The sequence below is a fragment of the Pedobacter roseus genome (genome assembly GCF_014395225.1).
Lineage (GTDB): Bacteria > Bacteroidota > Bacteroidia > Sphingobacteriales > Sphingobacteriaceae > Pedobacter > Pedobacter roseus.
On sequence record NZ_CP060723.1, the window covers coordinates 277,258 to 295,579 of the forward strand.

Annotated in this window: 17 protein-coding genes and 1 tRNA gene; 13 read left to right on the forward strand and 5 right to left on the reverse strand. The window is 39.9% G+C overall.

Going from position 1 to position 18,322, the window contains the following annotated elements:
- Window positions 1-8 precede the first annotated feature (8 nt).
- From H9L23_RS01255 to H9L23_RS01285, 7 genes are all read left to right on the forward strand, one after another.
- A complete protein-coding gene (locus tag H9L23_RS01255) occupies window positions 9-1,910 on the forward strand; it encodes a RagB/SusD family nutrient uptake outer membrane protein (protein ID WP_187593263.1) in 1,902 nt (633 codons plus the stop codon).
- 23 nt (window positions 1,911-1,933) lie between these two features.
- A complete protein-coding gene (locus H9L23_RS01260) occupies window positions 1,934-2,854 on the forward strand; it encodes a DUF5017 domain-containing protein (RefSeq protein ID WP_187593265.1) in 921 nt (306 codons plus the stop codon).
- 19 nt (window positions 2,855-2,873) lie between these two features.
- A complete protein-coding gene (locus H9L23_RS01265; RefSeq protein WP_187593266.1) occupies window positions 2,874-4,934 on the forward strand; it encodes a polysaccharide lyase family 8 super-sandwich domain-containing protein in 2,061 nt (686 codons plus the stop codon).
- A gap of 14 nt (window positions 4,935-4,948) precedes the next feature.
- Window positions 4,949-6,136 carry a glycoside hydrolase family 88 protein gene (locus tag H9L23_RS01270; protein WP_246474805.1) on the forward strand — a complete coding sequence of 396 codons (1,188 nt, stop codon included), beginning with the start codon at window positions 4,949-4,951 and terminating at the stop codon, window positions 6,134-6,136.
- 211 nt (window positions 6,137-6,347) lie between these two features.
- Window positions 6,348-7,571 carry a DUF2264 domain-containing protein gene (locus tag H9L23_RS01275; protein WP_187593268.1) on the forward strand — a complete coding sequence of 408 codons (1,224 nt, stop codon included), beginning with the start codon at window positions 6,348-6,350 and terminating at the stop codon, window positions 7,569-7,571.
- Window positions 7,572-7,660: 89 nt separating this feature from the next.
- The gene (kduI, locus tag H9L23_RS01280) at window positions 7,661-8,500 is read left to right on the forward strand and encodes a 5-dehydro-4-deoxy-D-glucuronate isomerase (protein ID WP_187593269.1); all 840 of its coding nucleotides are present in this window, start codon (window positions 7,661-7,663) and stop codon (window positions 8,498-8,500) included.
- Window positions 8,501-8,570: 70 nt separating this feature from the next.
- Window positions 8,571-9,335 carry an SDR family NAD(P)-dependent oxidoreductase gene (locus tag H9L23_RS01285; protein WP_187593271.1) on the forward strand — a complete coding sequence of 255 codons (765 nt, stop codon included), beginning with the start codon at window positions 8,571-8,573 and terminating at the stop codon, window positions 9,333-9,335.
- A gap of 109 nt (window positions 9,336-9,444) precedes the next feature.
- On the opposite strand, the gene H9L23_RS01290 is transcribed toward H9L23_RS01285, so the two are convergent.
- The 5 genes from H9L23_RS01290 to H9L23_RS01310 form a co-directional block, all read right to left on the reverse strand.
- Window positions 9,445-10,071: a carbonic anhydrase gene (locus H9L23_RS01290; protein ID WP_187593273.1), complete on the reverse strand. Its 627-nt coding sequence runs from the start codon at window positions 10,069-10,071 to the stop codon at window positions 9,445-9,447.
- A 60-nt stretch (window positions 10,072-10,131) separates the two neighbouring features.
- Complete coding sequence (locus tag H9L23_RS01295) at window positions 10,132-10,641, reverse strand: flavodoxin family protein (protein ID WP_187593275.1); 510 nt, start codon at window positions 10,639-10,641, stop codon at window positions 10,132-10,134.
- Window positions 10,642-10,695: 54 nt separating this feature from the next.
- On the reverse strand, window positions 10,696-11,346 hold the full coding sequence (locus H9L23_RS01300) for a hypothetical protein (RefSeq protein ID WP_187593277.1): 651 nt from the start codon (window positions 11,344-11,346) through the stop codon (window positions 10,696-10,698).
- A gap of 136 nt (window positions 11,347-11,482) precedes the next feature.
- Window positions 11,483-12,091 carry a hypothetical protein gene (locus tag H9L23_RS01305; RefSeq protein WP_187593278.1) on the reverse strand — a complete coding sequence of 203 codons (609 nt, stop codon included), beginning with the start codon at window positions 12,089-12,091 and terminating at the stop codon, window positions 11,483-11,485.
- 309 nt (window positions 12,092-12,400) lie between these two features.
- Window positions 12,401-13,045: a Crp/Fnr family transcriptional regulator gene (locus tag H9L23_RS01310; RefSeq protein WP_187593280.1), complete on the reverse strand. Its 645-nt coding sequence runs from the start codon at window positions 13,043-13,045 to the stop codon at window positions 12,401-12,403.
- A 78-nt stretch (window positions 13,046-13,123) separates the two neighbouring features.
- On the opposite strand from H9L23_RS01310, the gene H9L23_RS01315 reads away from it, so the two are divergent.
- The 6 genes from H9L23_RS01315 (at window position 13,124) to H9L23_RS01340 (ending at window position 18,300) form a co-directional block, all read left to right on the forward strand.
- The gene (locus H9L23_RS01315; RefSeq protein ID WP_187593282.1) at window positions 13,124-13,819 is read left to right on the forward strand and encodes an HAD family hydrolase; all 696 of its coding nucleotides are present in this window, start codon (window positions 13,124-13,126) and stop codon (window positions 13,817-13,819) included.
- On the forward strand, window positions 13,816-14,460 hold the full coding sequence (locus tag H9L23_RS01320; protein WP_187593284.1) for a chloramphenicol acetyltransferase: 645 nt from the start codon (window positions 13,816-13,818) through the stop codon (window positions 14,458-14,460). Before H9L23_RS01315 ends, H9L23_RS01320 begins: the two co-directional genes overlap by 4 nt.
- 70 nt (window positions 14,461-14,530) lie before the next feature.
- Window positions 14,531-14,737, forward strand: a complete 207-nt coding sequence (locus H9L23_RS01325) for a hypothetical protein (RefSeq protein WP_187593286.1) — start codon at window positions 14,531-14,533, stop codon at window positions 14,735-14,737.
- 124 nt (window positions 14,738-14,861) lie between these two features.
- Window positions 14,862-14,935: transfer RNA gene (locus H9L23_RS01330), tRNA-Ala, on the forward strand.
- Between the two features lie 1,145 nt (window positions 14,936-16,080).
- Entirely contained in the window at window positions 16,081-17,163 is a 1,083-nt protein-coding gene (locus H9L23_RS01335) for a hypothetical protein (protein WP_187593288.1), read from the forward strand.
- 6 nt (window positions 17,164-17,169) lie between these two features.
- Window positions 17,170-18,300, forward strand: coding sequence for a thiol-activated cytolysin family protein (locus H9L23_RS01340; protein ID WP_187593290.1), 1,131 nt, complete (start codon window positions 17,170-17,172; stop codon window positions 18,298-18,300).
- Window positions 18,301-18,322 lie beyond the last annotated feature (22 nt).

Sequence of the window (18,322 nt, forward strand, 5' to 3'; positions counted from 1 at the left end):
ATAAGACAATGAAAAATAAATATATCCTTGCTTTTTTATTTGTGATGGGTTTATCATCATGCAAGAAATTCTTAGATACCGAACCAACCGATTTTTATAGCCCATCTAATTATTACGAAACGGCCGACCAGTTGCAGGTAGCGCTTAACGGCATTTACAGCAACATGATGTACGAACGGATGTACGGGCAGGTGCTGAATTTTAATTTTGTGAGTGCAACCGACGAAATGTTACCGAACAGACCGGTAAATGGCGAGGCCCGCGGATTGTATTATTCGTACGATGCCGGTCATGCTTATGTTGCCGATGTTTGGCGCTGGCCTTATCTGGGCATCAACAATGCAAATGTGCTGATCGATAACATCAACAAACCCACAATGGATGAAAAACAACGTGGTTATATCAAAGGTCAGGCTTTATTTTTAAGGGCATATAATTACTTTATCCTCACCACCAATTTTGGCGAGGTGCCACTTATTCTGCACAGCCCGGGTATTGCCGAAACCAATATTGCAGCCTCATCTCAAGCGGCAGTGTATGGGCAGATTGTTGCCGATTTAAAAGAAGCCGAAACCTTATTGCAGGGCAGAACGGCTGCTAGCCTTGGCTACAATGATCAGGTGACCATTACCGCAGTACAGGCTATGCTGGCCCGTGTGTACCTGTATTGGGCAGGTTATCCCACCAACGATGCCACTAAATATGCGGATGTGATTGTATATGCAAATAAAGTGATCAATTCTGGGCTTCATGCCTTAAATCCCGATTACAAACAAGTTTTTATCAATTTATGTCAGGATAAGTACGATGTTAAAGAAGATATTTTAGAATGGGGCTCTGCCGGTGCTGCCGCTGGTGTAACCAATAAAACAGGTAATGATATAGGAAATTTCGTAGGTATCCAGTCGGCAATACTTACCGTAAACGGAGCTTTTGATCCTGCATCTTATGCTGCTGTTGGCTGGGTACAAACCACTAAAAAGTTATTTGATAGTTATGAAGTTGAGCCAGGTAGTACACTGGTGAATAAAGCATCTTTGGATACCCGCAGGGACTGGAACTGTGCCGATTTCATCTGGACGGTAAATACCACAACCGCTACAAGGATTAAAACCGATAAACCAAATCCCTGGCAAATGATGTGCGGGAAATTTCGCCGCGAATATGCTCCGGAAGCTTCGAGAAATCTGGGTACTTACAACATCAACTGGCCGGTAATCCGCTATTCGGATGTATTGTTAATGAAAGCTGAAGCCGAAAACCAGGTAAACGGACCAACTGCAGCTGCTTATGATGCCATTAATCAAGTAAGGAAAAGAGGTTATGGTACCATGTACGGCAATATTGTTAAAAACATTACCGTGGTAAACGGTGGTTCGGGTTATAGTGCAGCTAATCCACCATTGGTTACCATCAGCGGTGGTGGTGGCTCTGGTGCAACAGCCGTTGCCATTGTTTCTACTGCTGGCGTAGTTACCGGCGTAAAATTAACCAGTCGTGGAAATTTAACCGCTGCCGGCCCATATTTTACCAGCGCGCCAACTGTAAGCATTGCGGCACCAGCAACAGGTGTAACTGCTACCGCTACCGCAAGCATTACTAACGGCAACGAATACCTGCTTGCGCCTGGATTAAACAAAGCTGATTTCCAATTGGCGATCAGAGACGAACGCATGCGGGAGTTGTGTTTTGAAGCTTACCGTAAAGCCGACCTCATCCGTTGGGGTAATTTTGTAGGTGATATGCAGGCTTTTGCCAATTATGCGGTTGCAAACGGGGTTTCTGCAACTACCGGAAATGCCATTGGTTACTCGGGCATCACAGGGATTACGCAAAGGCATGTGTTTTTACCCAAACCAACCTACGAATTAAACTTAAATAAGGCCCTGGTTCAAAATCCCGGATATTAATTCACCTCAAAACAGAAATAAAGATGAAATATCTATTCAATATATGTTTGCTTGCAGGTTTATGTTTTACGGCCTGTAAAAAAGACCTCACCACCGATGCCCCAACCGCGGGCATCAATCTCAATAATGCCCGTTCTACCATTGGTGATACCTTGGTATTTAAACTCGGCGATACCTGTAAGTTTTCGCTTGATGGTTATGCAGATAATATTGCTTTTTGGGCAGGTACCGTTGGCAATAAATACGAATACCGCGATAGGGCAATGGCTTTGGGCATTCCAACGCTATCATTTACAAGTACGGCACAGTTTGGCACACAAACCAATACCTTACAGGTTCTGGCAACCGATAAACTCCCTTCGAGGGATTCGGCCACTGTGGTAAACGCCGCCTGGACAAACATCACCGCCCGCACGCCTTTGGCTACCAGCGCCACTGCGGTAAATACCGGCAATGTTAATCTATCGGATTTGGTAAACGGCATCAACGATTCACTGTTTATAGCCTTTAAATATTCGGGCGTTACAGGCTCTACACAAAGAACCTGGACCATTACCAATTATACAGTGAATAATGTATTAGCTGATTACAGCTATAATTTGGGTTCATTGGTAACCGATAATGCCTATTGGACACGATATGGCAATGTTTGGAACCCGGCAACTGCAAGATGGGTGCCCACAACAACTGCATTAACCATTGTAGGAGGAGCCTCAAACCCAACAAATACCAGCTGGATTGTAAGCAAAGCTTTATATGTTGGTCGCGTTTCTCCAGATGTTTCAACCGCAACCGTAAAAAACATCACCGCATCAGCAACTACTGCTTATGCTTATAAATATGGAGCCGTGGGCAAATACAGGGCAACATTTGTTTCTTATAATGTTAATCCCAACGAAAGTAAAACCAGCATCAAAGAATTTAATATTAAAGTGATCCAGTAAAGCAAAGGAGATAGAAAAAATGATAAAATTGAAGGTATTGTTACCCCTGTTTCTTTTGTGTTTTACCACGATTTTGGCTGTTGCGCAGGAAGAGCCTTATGCGGTAATTATGGAACGCATTACCCAGGATCTTCAATCGGGTGTAAATGATGGTATACTGGTTAAGAAGCTAAACAAAGATCTGTTATCCTTAAATGCTGATGGAAGTTGGACCGATATCAATTATAATGATGCGCAGTATGATCCATTAAATCGGATTAAAAATATGGCAACAGCTTACATTCGGGGTTCCAATAAGCTTTATAATAATACCGAAATCCATACTGCTATTGTTAAATCACTACAGAACTGGCTGGATAAAAATCCGAAGAACAAAAACTGGTGGTATAACGATATTTTTTATCCGCAGGCCATCGGGCAGATTTTAATCCTGATGCGGAATGCCAAAACACAGCTTCCTGCCGAACTGGAAAAAGCATTGATCATCAGAATGATCCGCAAATTGAAGGCTGGCGATGGTGCCAATACTTCTGATGAAGCGCTACATTTTCTGTACCGTGGCTGTTTGACTAAAAACAAAGCTACTTTAGATTCAGCAGCGAAATACCTTTACGAACCGATTTCTATTGCTGATGGAAAAGAGGGCGTTCAGGTAGATGGAAGTTACTACCAGCATGGCAAACAACAGGCAATTGCCAGTTATGGGAGGGTATTTGCAGGCAATTCGGTTAATGCTGCATTTTATTTACGTGGAACAGAATATGCTTTGCCAAAAGATCAGCTGGCTATTTTGGTCAACTATCTTAAAAATACCTTTCTGAAAACGGTAAGGGGATCGTTCTATGATTTTAATGTACGTGGCCGCGGCATCAGCCGTAAAGATTCGTTAAGCAGTGGTATGGGCGGGATGGTGAGCAAAATAAAACTCTTCGATCCTGAAAATGCCGCTTATTGGGATGCTTCTATTAAACGTACTTCAGGAGCACAGGACCCAAGTTATAAAATTGAGCCATCGCATGCCCAGTTCTGGAAAAGTGGTTATACCCTGCACCTCCGTCCCGGATATACTTTTAGTGTACAAACGGCATCAACAAGAACGCTCCGCACCGAACGTGGGAACAATGAAAACATATTAGGTAAATTTCTTCCTGATGGGGCAACTAACATCCAGCGTAGCGGATCAGAATATGCCAACCTGATGCCAGTTTGGGAATGGGATAAAATCCCCGGCACCACTAATAGAGATTATCCTGATGATAAGGGTGCTACCATCCAGAAGGAGTGGGGCATCCCCGGCACTACAAAATTTGCAGGTGGAGTGAGCGATGGTATATATGGTGTATCCTGCTACGATTTAAATTACGATAGTGTTCAGGCAAAAAAAGCATGGTTCTTTTTTGATAAGGAGGTAGTTTGTTTGGGAGCAGGGATTGTAAGCAATGCAAAAGAAAATATTACCACAACGGTTAACCAGGCCTGGTTACGTGGAGAGGTTTTTTCTTCAAAAGGAAATGGTGAAAAATGGGCTGTTCATGATAGTATTGGTTATATTTTTCCTGAAGGAGGAAACGTAGAAATCAGTGATAAGCCTCAAACTGGTAGCTGGCATCGTATCAATTATTTTCAAAGTAACACCGAACTCAAACATAATGTATTTAAAATCTGGTTAAATCATGGTCAGAATCCTCAAAATGCCAGTTATCAATATATTGTAGTGCCTGGTGTTGATGCGGCCGGATTAAAAAAATACAACCGCTCACTTATTCAGATCATAAAAAATACAGAAGAACTGCAAGCCGTAAATCATAAAGGTTTAAATATGCTGCAAGCCGTTTTTTATAAAGCAGGTACTTTATCAACCGATGGAATATTGCTCTCGGTTGATCAGCCCTGTACCATTTACATCAAAAACTTAAAGAGTAAAAATCCTACACTTTACATTGCCGATCCTGCACAGGAAAATACCAGCATTAACCTGTCGTTAAAGTTGCCCGGCCTATCTAAAATCCAAAATATCAACTGTAATCTGCCAACTGGTCCACAAGCAGGTGCCACGGCAAATTTTAACATTAAAGAATAATACAGATACTAATCATGATGAAAAAAACCAATTTAATTGCCGCATTACTCGTGCTAACAGGGCTAAGTGCTTTTGGCCAGATCGAAAAGAAGCCGATGGCCCAACTAATCAACGATGAATTCAAATTTGCTGCCGATCAGTATAGGGTATTGGCTAAAAATATTCCGGTAGGTAAAACCCCGCAAACATTCGAAAACGGTAAACCTGTAAATTACGATATCAAGTGGTGGTGCAGTGGTTTCTATTCAGGCAGTTTGTGGTACATCTACGAGCAGACCAAAGATGCCAGCATAAAACAAGAGGCCGAAGCGGCCTTAAAAGTAATAGAGCCCAACCAAACCTATACCGGAAACCACGATCTGGGTTTTATGATGTACTGCAGTTTTGGGAATGCCTATCGCCTAACAGGCAAAGCAGAATACAAAGCGGTGATTGAGCGATCGGCAGAATCTTTGGCTACACGTTATCGCCCTGTTGTCAAATCTATCCAGTCATGGAATAAAAGCAAATTATGGGAGTGCCCTGTAATTATTGATAATATGATGAACCTCGAAATGATGAACTGGGTGAGTGATAACGGAGGGGATAAAAAGTTTAAGGAAATTTCGGTAATCCATGCTAATACTGCTTTAAAAAATCATTTTCGCCCCGATTTTAGTTCTTTCCATGTGGTAGATTATAATCCGCAGACAGGTGAAGTGATCAGAAAAGCCACCTGGCAAGGTGCAGCAAACTGTTCGGCATGGTCGCGTGGACAAGGCTGGGCTTTATATGGCTATACCATGATGTACCGTTTTACCAAAGATCAAACCTATTTAAAACAGGCCAAAGGCATTGCGCATTTCATCTTAAACCACCCGAATTTACCTGCCGATAAAATTCCTTTCTGGGATTTTGATGCACAAGGAATTCCTTTTGCTAAACGCGATGCTTCTGCGGGTGCGCTGATGGCTTCGGCATTGTTAGAGCTTGGTCAATATACTTCGGGTAGCGAAAAAGCCGAATTTAAATCTGCTGCCGAAACCATGATCTATTCACTTTCTAGCAGTGCTTACCATGCAAAACTGGGTGAAAATGGCGGCTTTTTGTTGATGCACAGCACAGGTGCTTACCCATTAAACAGCGAAATTGACGTGCCGCTAATTTATGCGGATTACTATTATTTAGAGGCTTTGGCAAGGTATAAAAAGTGGTATTTGTAGAATTGATAAACGATAGGGTTTAAATAAAAAGATTCGTCATTGCGAGGAGGAACGACGAAGCAATCTTTCATGCTAGTGATTCTTGCTATAAAGATTGCTTCGTCGGCTGAAAAAGCCTTCTCGCAATGACGACTTTTGGCAGCTTGTCATCGCCACATCATTGTATATTAATGGAAATCGAATTATTATAAAATAGATTAGAACAAAATTGATGAAATATAAACTATTTTTTTCTGCCCTGCTGATTTTCTCGCAGCTGGCTTATGCACAAAAGAAACCCACAACCGGTGCCGAAGACCGCGCATTTTGGGTGAAAACGCTTAACAGGATTGCTTATCCTGTAATCCACAATTTAGCCAATGAAACCTTAAAAAAGAATATGCCCTTAGAAAAGGCTCCTGGTTATGGTTTAAATGCCGCTAAAGTGACTTATTTAGAAGCTTTGGGCCGTACCATTGCAGGTGTAGCACCATGGCTGGCTTTGCCCGATGATGATACCGCAGAGGGTAAACTCAGAAAAACCATGCGTAGCGAACTTTTAAAAGCCCTGGCCAACTCGGTAAATCCCGAAAGCCCTGATTATATCAGTTACCGTTCAGAAAGCCAGCCTATTGTAGATGCGGCTTATGTTGCTCATGCTTTTCTTCGTGCACCAAAAGCACTGTGGGAGCCGCTTGATGAGGTTACGAAAAAAAGATTTATCGAAGAATTTAAATCCTTGCGTACGCGCAGCGGCGCCTATAACAATTGGTTATTGTTTTCGGGTTTAACCGAAGGCTTTTTATTGAGCATAGGCGAACAGTACGATCCTGCCCGTGTTCAGTTTTCGATCAATAAAATGAAAGAATGGTATGTTGGTGATAGCTGGTACAGTGATGGCGAGAAATTTAGCATGGATTATTACAATTCTTACGTAATCCACCCGATGCTGGTTGATCTGTTGAAAGTATTGGTTGATAAGAAAAAAGCACAACAGGCCGATTATGATCTGGCGTTGAAAAGAATGGTGCGCTATTCTGAATACCTGGAAAGGATTATTTCTCCGGAAGGTACTTACCCGGCTTATGGACGTTCTATTACCTACCGCACGGCGGCATTTCAGGCCCTGGCGCAAACCGCTTTAATGGAGAAACTGCCCGAATATGTTAAACCTGCACAGGTACGAGGTGGATTAAGCAAAGTAATGCATAATCTTTACGATGGAAATCAGAACTTTGATGATAAAGGATGGCTGGTGCTTGGCTTCAACGGTCACCAGCCGGAAGTAGCCGATACCTATACCTCTACAGGAAGTTTATACATGGCCAGTCTTGGTTTTTTAACCTTAGGATTGCCTGCCGATAATAAATTCTGGACAGATTCGCCAGCACCATGGACCAGTTTAAAAGCATGGAGCGGAGAAACCATAAAAAAGGACTATAAAGTTGAGTATTAATACCAATAATAAATATCGTATAAATATATTTGCGGATAAGATCTGTGATATGAGTTCAGGTCCTAATCTCAAAACTCAATTTTTAACCAATGAATAAATTCGAAAGCCGTTACACTCAAAGCCCTAAAGAAGTTAAACAAATGGATACCGCTGCTTTGCGGGATAATTTCCTGATCGAAAACGTATTTGAGGCAAACCAGGTAAACTTAACCTTATCACATTTTGATAGATACATTGTTGGCGGTGCCATGCCTGTTGATCAGAAAATCGCATTACCAAACCCTGACGATTTAAAAGCGACCTACTTTTTAGAGCGCAGAGAATTGGGTATCATTAATGTAGGTGGAAAAGCAGTAGTAACAGCCGACGGCGAAAAATACGAATTGGATTATAAGGAAGCTTTATATATCGGCAAAGGTACAAAAGAAGTGTTTTTTGAATCTGCTACCCCTGGTGAAGCCGCTAAATTATACATCAATTCTGCACCTGCACACCACACTTACCCTAACAAAAAGGTGAGTAAAGCAGAAGCAGAAATTGTAGAACTTGGAACACCTGAAACTGCTAACCACAGGATTATCAACAAACTATTGGTGAACAGCGTTTTGCCAACCTGTCAGCTGCAGATGGGCATGACGGAGTTAAAATCGGGCAGTGTTTGGAATACCATGCCAGCGCATACGCACGATAGAAGGATGGAAGCTTATTTCTATTTTGAAGTTCCAAAAGGACAAAGTGTTTGCCATTTTATGGGGCAGCCGCAAGAAACCCGTCATATCTGGATGCAAAACGATCAGGCAGTAATTTCGCCCAACTGGTCAATCCATTCGGGTGCTGGTACAAGTAATTATACCTTCATTTGGGGCATGGCAGGCGAAAATCTTGATTATGGTGATATGGACCATTGCGCCATTACCGAATTGAAATAATAATTTCTTACCGTCATCTCGACTGAAGCGTAGCGGAATGGAGAGATCTAAAAACTGAATTTTAAACATCATGTCGAACATATTTAATTTAGCAGGTAAAACTGCATTAGTTACCGGTTGTAAAAGAGGCATTGGTAAAGCCATGGCTTTAGCTTTGGCCGAAGCAGGTGCCGATGTTATTGGTGTTTCCGCCAGCCTCGAACTGCAGGGAAGCGCCATCGAAAAAGAAGTAACTGCATTAGGCAGAAAATTTTACGCCTATCAGTGCGATTTTGGGAAACGCGAAAATACCCTGGCCTTTGCTGCCCAGGTAAAAGCCGATCATCCGGTTATCGATATACTGGTAAATAACGCGGGAACCATTTTACGTAAGCCTATTGCCGAACACCCTGATGAATACTGGGATGAGGTAATTGCAGTAAACCAAACTGCACCATTTATCTTAACCAGGGAAGTGGGAAGGGATATGGTTGCACGTGGTAGCGGAAAAGTAATTTTCACTGCATCTTTACTTTCGTTCCAGGGGGGGATTACTGTGCCTGGTTATGCTGCCAGTAAAGGCGCAATTGCTTCTTTAACCAAAGCTTTTGCTAACGAGTGGGCTTCAAAAGGCGTTAATGTAAATGCCATTGCACCAGGTTATATTGCTACTGATAATACTTCCGCCTTACGTGAAGATCAGGATAGAAGTACTTCAATTTTATCACGTATCCCTGCCGGAAGATGGGGAACACCAGAAGATTTTAAAGGGCCAACCTTATTTTTGGCTTCACCAGCCAGCGATTATGTACATGGTACGATATTGACCGTTGATGGCGGTTGGATGGGAAGGTAAGTTAGTCCTGAGCCGATGATTCGGAGGATTCAAACCTCGCAGGTTTTAAAAACCTGCGAGGTTTTTTTATGCAATTCGGACTGAAGAGTTGGGATTAATGACTTTGGACTTAATAAAGGTTATAAATCTCCTTAATATCCTTCAGAATAGTTTCAAAATCGATTTTAAGGTCAATTAATCTACCGGTATGGATATCGAAAACCCATCCATGAACTGTAATTCCGCGTTCGGTAATCGCTTCCTGTACCGCTGCTGTTTTTAACAGGTTTACGCATTGTTCCTGAACGTTAAGTTCAACGAGGCGGTTATAGCGGGCACCCTCATCGGCAATTGCATTTAATTCATCTCTATGGATGCGATAAACATCACGGATATTCCTTAACCAGGGATTTAATATACCCATGTCAGCAGGTTGCATCGCAGCTTTAACACCGCCGCAGTTGTAGTGACCGCAAACCACAATATGGTTTACCTTCAAATGGCGAACAGCATAGTTCAAAACCGTCATTACGTTTAAGTCTACGTTGTTTACCAGATTGGCCACATTGCGGTGTACAAAAGCCTGACCAGGCTGTATGCCCATTAAATCTTCTGCCGTAACGCGGCTATCGGAGCATCCGATATACAAAAACTCCGGACTTTGTCCTTTCGATAATTCCGTAAAATAATCAGGATCGATAGCCAGTTTTTCGGCAATCCATTTTTCATTGTTCTTAAAAACGTCTTCTACATTCATGTTTTTGCTTTAAATAGCGTTTTTTAATATATAACTTATGATCAGCGTTATTAGGGATATTTATGTTGATATAAAACTAAAAAAAGATTTCCTCATTTCTATAAGTTTCTCCTCGCTAAGTGTATCGTCTGCATTAAAATAAACGTGGCCTTTATAATCCATTTCCATATAGTTGGCCGTCATAAAAAATGGCGTAGTAAATCCATCGGGGAGATTTGCATCTGTACCTACGGCAATTAATTGTACCGTTTTCCCTTTCAGGTTCCGGCCTACTTCTTTGTTTAAAGTTACCCAATCTGTTAAGCGATCGAAAAGGTTTTTCATTCTTCCGCTCATGGCGTACCAATAAACGGGTGTGGCAAAAATCAGGTGTTTATGATAGAGTATTTCTTTTGCAAAGGTTTCAAAGCTGTCTTCTGCCGGATATTGGTTCTCATAATTATAAGGGAGAAAATAATGCTCTAGTAAATTTAATTGGTCAAATGCTATTTCTTCAGTGAGTTTGCCGATAAATTTTTGGGTATTTCCATTCAACCTGGCACTTCCGTTTATAATTAAGATATCGGGCATACTTGTATGTTTATTGCTTGAATAACAAGTTTTGCACTTAAATGTTTAATGGTTTTACAGGTAATGTGGTAGGAAACCCAGTGTGAAGAGCATAAATGTAATAAAGCAGATAAATAATAAAAAGGGCCTGATAATCGCGATGTCGTTGCTGTTTTTCATTACCAATCGCCTTACAAAATCAGAGATCAGCAAAAGTATGCACAGTAAAAATACACTAGCCAAAGCTATGCCGGTACCAATGCCAAACATGGCTATTCCAGTTTTGGTGTGAAAAACATTGGTAAAATCCATTAGGATAAGCAAATTCCAGATGACCACAATGCCAATGGCAATTGGTATTTTTATAGGGAAACCAGACTGCTGCTGCTGGATGGTGATTTCCTGATCAATATCAACTGGTGTTGGAAGCGTACTGTTTAGAAAACCGATATTGACAAGTTTTGCCATTAGCCCCTCAGCGTTTCCTGAAAAAGTAAAAACAATGTCTTTATTGTATTTTTCAACCCGGTGGTTGATCCTGATCCCATTGCCAAATATCGATGCAGTAGGTTGGATAGAGGTAATATCAGAACGTTTAAAAACAAACTTACCCTTTATAGAGGCGTGGAGTTCGAGTTTAAATTCACTTACCTTTAATTTGCCAAAGGGCCAGGTGGCTTTAAAACCCCCAATTCTAACCCCACCTGTTTCTTCAAACTGATTCATATACCGAGCAATTAATGGTCTAATGTATTCCATTAATTTCATTTTTTCAGTATCAAATAACAAGAAAATTTGGCATAAAAAAGCCAATATTGATAACCCTGAAACTCAGAAGATATCAATATTGGCTTAAAATTTTTTAGCTGGCAACCGCTACCGCATTTTTATTAATGTGGTTTGGAAGTTCTTCGAGGGTATATAAATTAACCAACGATTCTCTTAATACATTTTTTGCATTGTACCAGGTATTTTCTTTGGTAAAGTGGCAAACACCATTGCTCAGCTCGGTAATAATGGCACCGATCAAGGTAGCAAAATGATTTTCGAACACATCACCAGGATGGTATTTGATAGAAAAAACTTTGTTGTAATTTTGAAGTTGTGATTCAATCTCTGCACTCAGTTTTACTGGTTTGGCAACTTTTCTTTTTTTCTTTTTAAAAAGTCCTAATAACTTTTGAATAAAGCTCTGTTTGATAATTTTCTCTTTAAAAAGTTTTTTCTTGTATTCTCGAAGATCGAAAGATTTTAGCGATACATTAAAATTAAGCTTTAAGTTGTTCTCGTTAAATATTTCAAGGCTTGGTTTATCCCATTTAAAAATGATAGGCAGGCTGCCGTTCGCATTTCTGAATGAAAATGAAGAGTTAAGGTCCAAAACATTTTCGTGTTCGTTTAAACGTTTTAAAATGGTTGGAATAAGATCGTCTGTTAAAGTGTTTGTGTAAATGTTAATATAAGCACTCATGTTAGATTAAGATTAGCTTTAGTCAATGTAAATGGCGGACAAGCTTTTAGCCTGGCACCTTATTTAAATGATAATTAAGGATATCATTGTATTGCGAGGCCTTCGTTTTATAGATAGCGCTCTTAATACCGATTAACTTGGTGATCTTAATGAGAATTGGCGGTTGTGGTTTTTCATTTGTATATTATGGTTATTTGTGTGTCATGTTTAGTACTGCAAATAATTTATAACCTAAACGGGTAAAAATGCCGAAACGTTACAAATAAATTGCAAATATCTTTTAAGCAATAATTATACCATAATACTATTTTATGGTTTCAATCGTTCCAGCAGTTTTTTCATAGTGCTAAGCTGTAAAATATTCTTGAATTCAGGGGTATCGAAACCACCTTTATCTATCACCTGCTTTAAGCTTCTGTTAAAGCTTCTTACGGATATACCCAGGTAGGCAGCCATGTCTTCTTTTGAGATGGAAATGTGCTCGTCGGCCTGAAGTTTTAATAATTTTAAAATTGCATATTCCAGGGTGTATAGCTGCTGGAAGGATGCCCGTGTACTGGTTTGTATAATTCTGGTAGACAGCTCCTGGAGTAAGATTGTAGTAAATTCGCTACTCTTGCTGATTAGTGAATGGAAAAGATGATCAGGAATTACATAGGCCGTAACCTCACTAATGGCTGCCACATTACACAAACAATCCATTTTTTTTAACGCCTCAAGCTCGCCCACCACTTCACCCTTGCCCAAAAATTCGATGATAAAATCCTTTCCGTTTTCCTCAGAAATAAAACATTTGCTGATCCCGTCTTTAATCACATAAATATTGCTGATTTTTTCACCCTGTTCAATAAAGCGGTATCCTGCTTTAAAACTTTTGAGGGTAATTTTTGCTTCATCATTTTCTGCACAGAAACGTTCGATAAAGGATAAAAAGGTAAGATTGGTACGTAACATATTCTATCAGTCGAGACAAATGTCCTTTTTTTAAAGGATAGGTCGCGGTATTTTTGTGGCACTAAAGTAAGCATAACAATGAAAAATAAGATTACCGTAATTGCTTTTGATGCCGATGATACCCTTTGGGTAAACGAACCTTATTTCCGTGAAACTGAAGAGCGGTTTGCCGATCTTTTGGAAGATTTTGTGCCGCGCCACAGCATTATGGCCGAATTGTATAAAACAGAAATGGCCAATTTACCGCTTTATGGTTATGGCATTAAAGGTTTTATGCTGAGCATGACGGAAACAGCCATGCGGATTACGATGGGGAAAATTGACCCCATTATTGTAGAAAAAGTACTCGAACTGGGGAAAGAAATGCTCAATAAACCGGTAGAATTGTTGGATGGGGTAGAAGAAGTGTTGAAAGCTTTACACGGAAAATATAGATTGGTAGTTGCTACTAAAGGCGATCTTCTCGATCAACAGCGTAAACTCACCAAATCGGGGCTCGATCATTATTTCCATCATATCGAGATCATGAGCGACAAACAGGAAAAGGATTACCAAAAACTGATCAGGCACCTGGATTGCAAAGCTGAAGAATTTTTAATGTTGGGCAACTCTTTAAAATCGGATGTATTGCCTGTACTAAACATTGGTGGCCATGCAGTCCATATTCCATATCATACTACCTGGGTACACGAAAGCATCGATCACACCATTGAGCACCCTAACTTTTATGAGATGGAAAGCCTGGCTGAAGTTTTACCAAAATTAATAGAATGAAAGAAAAAATAGATATAAACAACTGGATCAGAAAAGATCATTTTAAATTTTTTAGCGCTTTTGAAGAACCCTTCTTCGGCGTTACCGTAGAGGTAGATTGTACTGCAACCTACGAAGAAGCAAAAGAAAACAATGTTTCGTTCTTTTTGCTTTACCTTCACAAATCGCTGCTCGCCGTAAACCAGGTAGAACCTTTTAGTTACCGCATTATAGATGGCGAAGTTTGGAAATACAATACCGTAAATGCTGCGGCCACCATTAACCGGCCAAACGGTACCTTCGGGTTTGGTTACATGGATTTTTATGAGGATTTTGAAGAATTTAAAACCGAAGCCAATAAAGAAATTGAAAAAGTACAGGCAACTACGGGATTAATTCCTGCTTCATCAGGTGAAAACGTCATTCATTATTCGGCATTGCCCTGGTTAAATTTCACTTCCTTATCACATGCCCGCAATTATTCCTATCAGGATAGCTGTCCGAAAATATCTTTTGGTAAAGTTCGCGAAGAAAACGGAAGGAAAATAATGCCAGTTTCAATCCATGTAAACCATGCCCTGATGGATGGCTATAACGTTGGTCAGTTTGTAGAGGCCTATCAGGATTTATTGAACGAAAAAGAGGTTAAAGCCTATATTTAGTTTAGTACTTTGGAATTTAAACCTAAAAAATATTTAATACCCGGTTAATATTGGGGATTTATTTTCGGCAATGTTTGTAGCTGCCGTTATTATTCCTTTTTATTTGCTGGCCATGGTAGGCATGTGTTACATGGATACTGTATATAAGGCCATTATGTTTTTGTTGATGTTGTTGATTGCTACATTTATACTATTCCTTTTCATCAACTATCCGCTGCAATCGGCTATTACGGTAATCTGTTTAATGGCTATGTTTGCTTTTAAACCAAAAGATTGAGTAAAAAGATTAATTATCATTTGCAATCGACAAAGTATTTGCTATTTTTGCTGCACAAGCGGGAAAGCTTGTTTTCGATAATCCTTTGCTCATTCTTGCTTTGGTTATAGAATATTCAAAATTTGGGGGATTAGCTCATTTGGCTAGAGCGCTTCGCTGGCAGTGAAGAGGTGATCGGTTCGAATCCGATATTCTCCACTTATTGCACTCAATCGGCTGATTATCAGCTGATTGAGTGTTTTGAAAAGTCACGCTTTGCCAAAACTCAACCACGGGAAATTTCTTAGGAGCTTATGACTGCTCCAGAACTACATTACACCATTCTAAGATTATTTAAAGGAAAAAGATCGAATCTGTTCCCAAATGCAGTACGCGGGCTAAAGAAAAGGCTCTTCAAAATTAGTATGTAGATTTTCTTCCATAACTTGGGGATTTCGGTAATAGTATCCACATATTTTCGCTCGTCGTGGCCAGCTTTTTCAGACTATATTGTTCACTCTATTTCACCCCAAATTGGCCATTCGGCTTGTTTTAAACGGTTTTAAGCCTTCTTGAAGCCTAACATGGATCATTTTTTTATGGAAACGATAAATTAACGATGCGCTAAAGGCCATAAAATCGAAACTTGTAAATCTTTTGTTGGCGTATTTTCTGTTAATCCAATTCTAAAATATCCTTTTTAGCGCTGAATGTTGCCTTCTGAAGAATGCTGGTAAAGATCAATGAATCAAAATTACGAATGCTGTTTAAAAATGACCAAGTCAGATTGTGCCGGATTGGATATATTTGGGTCAGTCTTTAAGGTAACATCAAGACCAGATGGTAAAAAACGGGTGTACAGTTTGGAATGAGAATCAGTACACACTTTTTTAGGAAATTTCTCAATTTATCCTTTCTATAACGAATATATAACTATCTGTAACGAAAATCTCCATCAAATTTGTCTCGATGGTTTTGATAACTACATTTGCACACATAAAACTACTCATTTATAGGTAGAGTAATACAAATTTTGTTTTTTACAATAGTTGAAACTTAAGCGAATTTTAAAAAAAAATATTGGGATTAGGTCATTATTCTCAAGAATGTGCAAATCCTTATGATTTAGATGATGTCAAGTTAAATCATTATTACATTAAATAAATAAGACCAGATTTATGGTTTGAATTATATATCAATATTACTTAAATGTATGATTTTATGTCATATTTTATAAAAATAAAAGTACAAATACAGATACGTTATCGTATTGTTAATTTGAGATTTGACGATTAAAAAAAATGTTAATTAATAGCTATAGCAAAAAAAGAATATTGGGATACTGCATATTTTATCTCGTATTTATGAGCATCACTGGAGCGTGCAAAAAGTCTGCACAATCGCAACCGGTCTTGCCCTCACCAGTTAATATAAAGAAAGATTATAGTGATTTTGATTTTAACGATATGGCCGCTAGATCTGGCTATTATATAACCGATACGACCTTTAGCGAAGGTGACATAAAAGGTGTTGTATTAAGAAAAAGTTTCGAGACAGAATTTTCCTACCCATTTGAAAATGATGGCAAAAGCCTGTACATAGGCTCAGCTATAGATGGGAAATCTTTCAAGGAAAATAACGGTTTGTTTAGGGAGTACACAAAATTCGCAAAGAATAGCGCAGGCTATATCAGGGCAGATGCCTTTGCCATTAATTTGCCAAGGGACAGAAGTAATATCAGAATAACCGGTCGCAACGAGATGGACGATCTGGTAAAGGATTATCTCTCAGGGGCCGAACCCAGTATGTATGGTTTTTCGCGTTATACGCACTATCCTATTTCAAATTACAATCAGTTGAAACTGATCTTCGGAGAGAATACGGACATCAAAAAGCTTTTAAGGATCAGTGACGATGAAAGTCTTTCGAAAGTGGAGAACGGATTAGTTTACTACAATTTAAAAGAAACGATTGGACTGAAATTTATGTTGGACAACAGACCTTTCTTCGCCTCACCCTTTAGCGCCGAGGAAATAAAAAATGATGAGGCGGGCTATATCAATAAGGTAACCTATGGAAAGATCAGCATCCTGACCATCAGCTCCAAGCTGAATTGGAGGGAAATGAGAACGGTCATTACTAAGGTGTCTAATAACGAACCTCTAACTGAGGCTGATCTGGATGTACTTAAAACTGCCAGAGTTCACACCTGTCTGATAGGCTACTCAACGGCCGATCAGGAAAAACTGGACAGGTCCGGTGATGTTCTGGAGACTGTAAAAGCTTTTTTAGCGATTACCAATCTGCCAAAATCTTCTAACGGCTTCAGCAGCGGAACTTTTAAGTATGGCAATCATGGCATACCATTGTTTTTTGAGGTGAACAGTACCTACTCTAATGACCGTTTTCTAAAGAATTTTACCTATTCAAAAACTATAAATTTTTAATTCAAAATGAAAAAAACAAACCTATTGCCATTATTATTCCTAGCGGTTCTCTTATCGTGTAAGAAAGATCAAAAAGGGACCTCAACAGAGGATAAAGACAGTGATCTTCTAAGTGTTTTCCAGGATAAGAAGACTGTTCCAAACCCTATCGTTAATCTGAGTAGCTCCAGCGTTAATTCCCTGGGTCTGATTGCAGCAAAAAAGCTGAGCAGTACGGTCATCGGCGAAACGACATGGCCAGACAATCTTGGAAAAACGGTTACCGTTGAATCAGACGATATCATGGTATCCAACGAAAATTACGATTATGCTTATCCTGGAGCGATCTTCAACAGTAAGTTAATAGCAGATAACTACTCCTTCAGCGCACTTACAGAACGGGACTATGATGTACTTCCGATAAGGGCAAGCCTATCGATACCAGGAACAAATGTGGGAGGGACAATTAACTATCCCGGTCTCGACTATACCCGTGATTTTGTAGGCCAAGTGGTAGCAAGACAGGGGAATGTTCCGCAAATAAACAGTTTTTCTTACACCTCAAGCCAGTTTACAGACTATAACGAACTGAAATATACCTTCGGCGCGAATATCAGTATCGGCTCAATCGTGAATGTCGGGGTTTCGGGGGATGGAACAAAAATCAAGAAAAAAACAGGTATTATCGCCAAGTTTACACAAGAAAACTTTACTGTGGATATGTCATTGCCGAAAAAAACGGAACTCATCAGTGTAGCTGACGCAAATGCACTGATGGTCGACTATGCTCCGGTTTATGTGAATTCAGTTACTTATGGAAGATCTGGGGTCTTTATTGCTGAAACAGATGCATCTTATGAGGATTTTAATCTGGCTTTTAAAGCTGGTTTGAATATCGGTGTCGTGAAATCCGATGCCAGTTTGACGGTAGCGCAGAAAGAATTGTTGGACAGGGCGAAGATTACCATTTATATGAAATTCGGTCCTGGTAAAGCATACGTGAAGACAGTTGAAGGATACGACGCATTCAAAAACGCAATGCTGGAAGGCGCTTCTGTGAGCAGCGACAGTTATGGCGGCCCAATTTCTTTCAGGATGAGAAATCTAAACAACTTTACATTGTTCAAGACCATTTTCAAAATCGATCTAAAATTTTAATCGGCTTGTCCTTAACCATAAA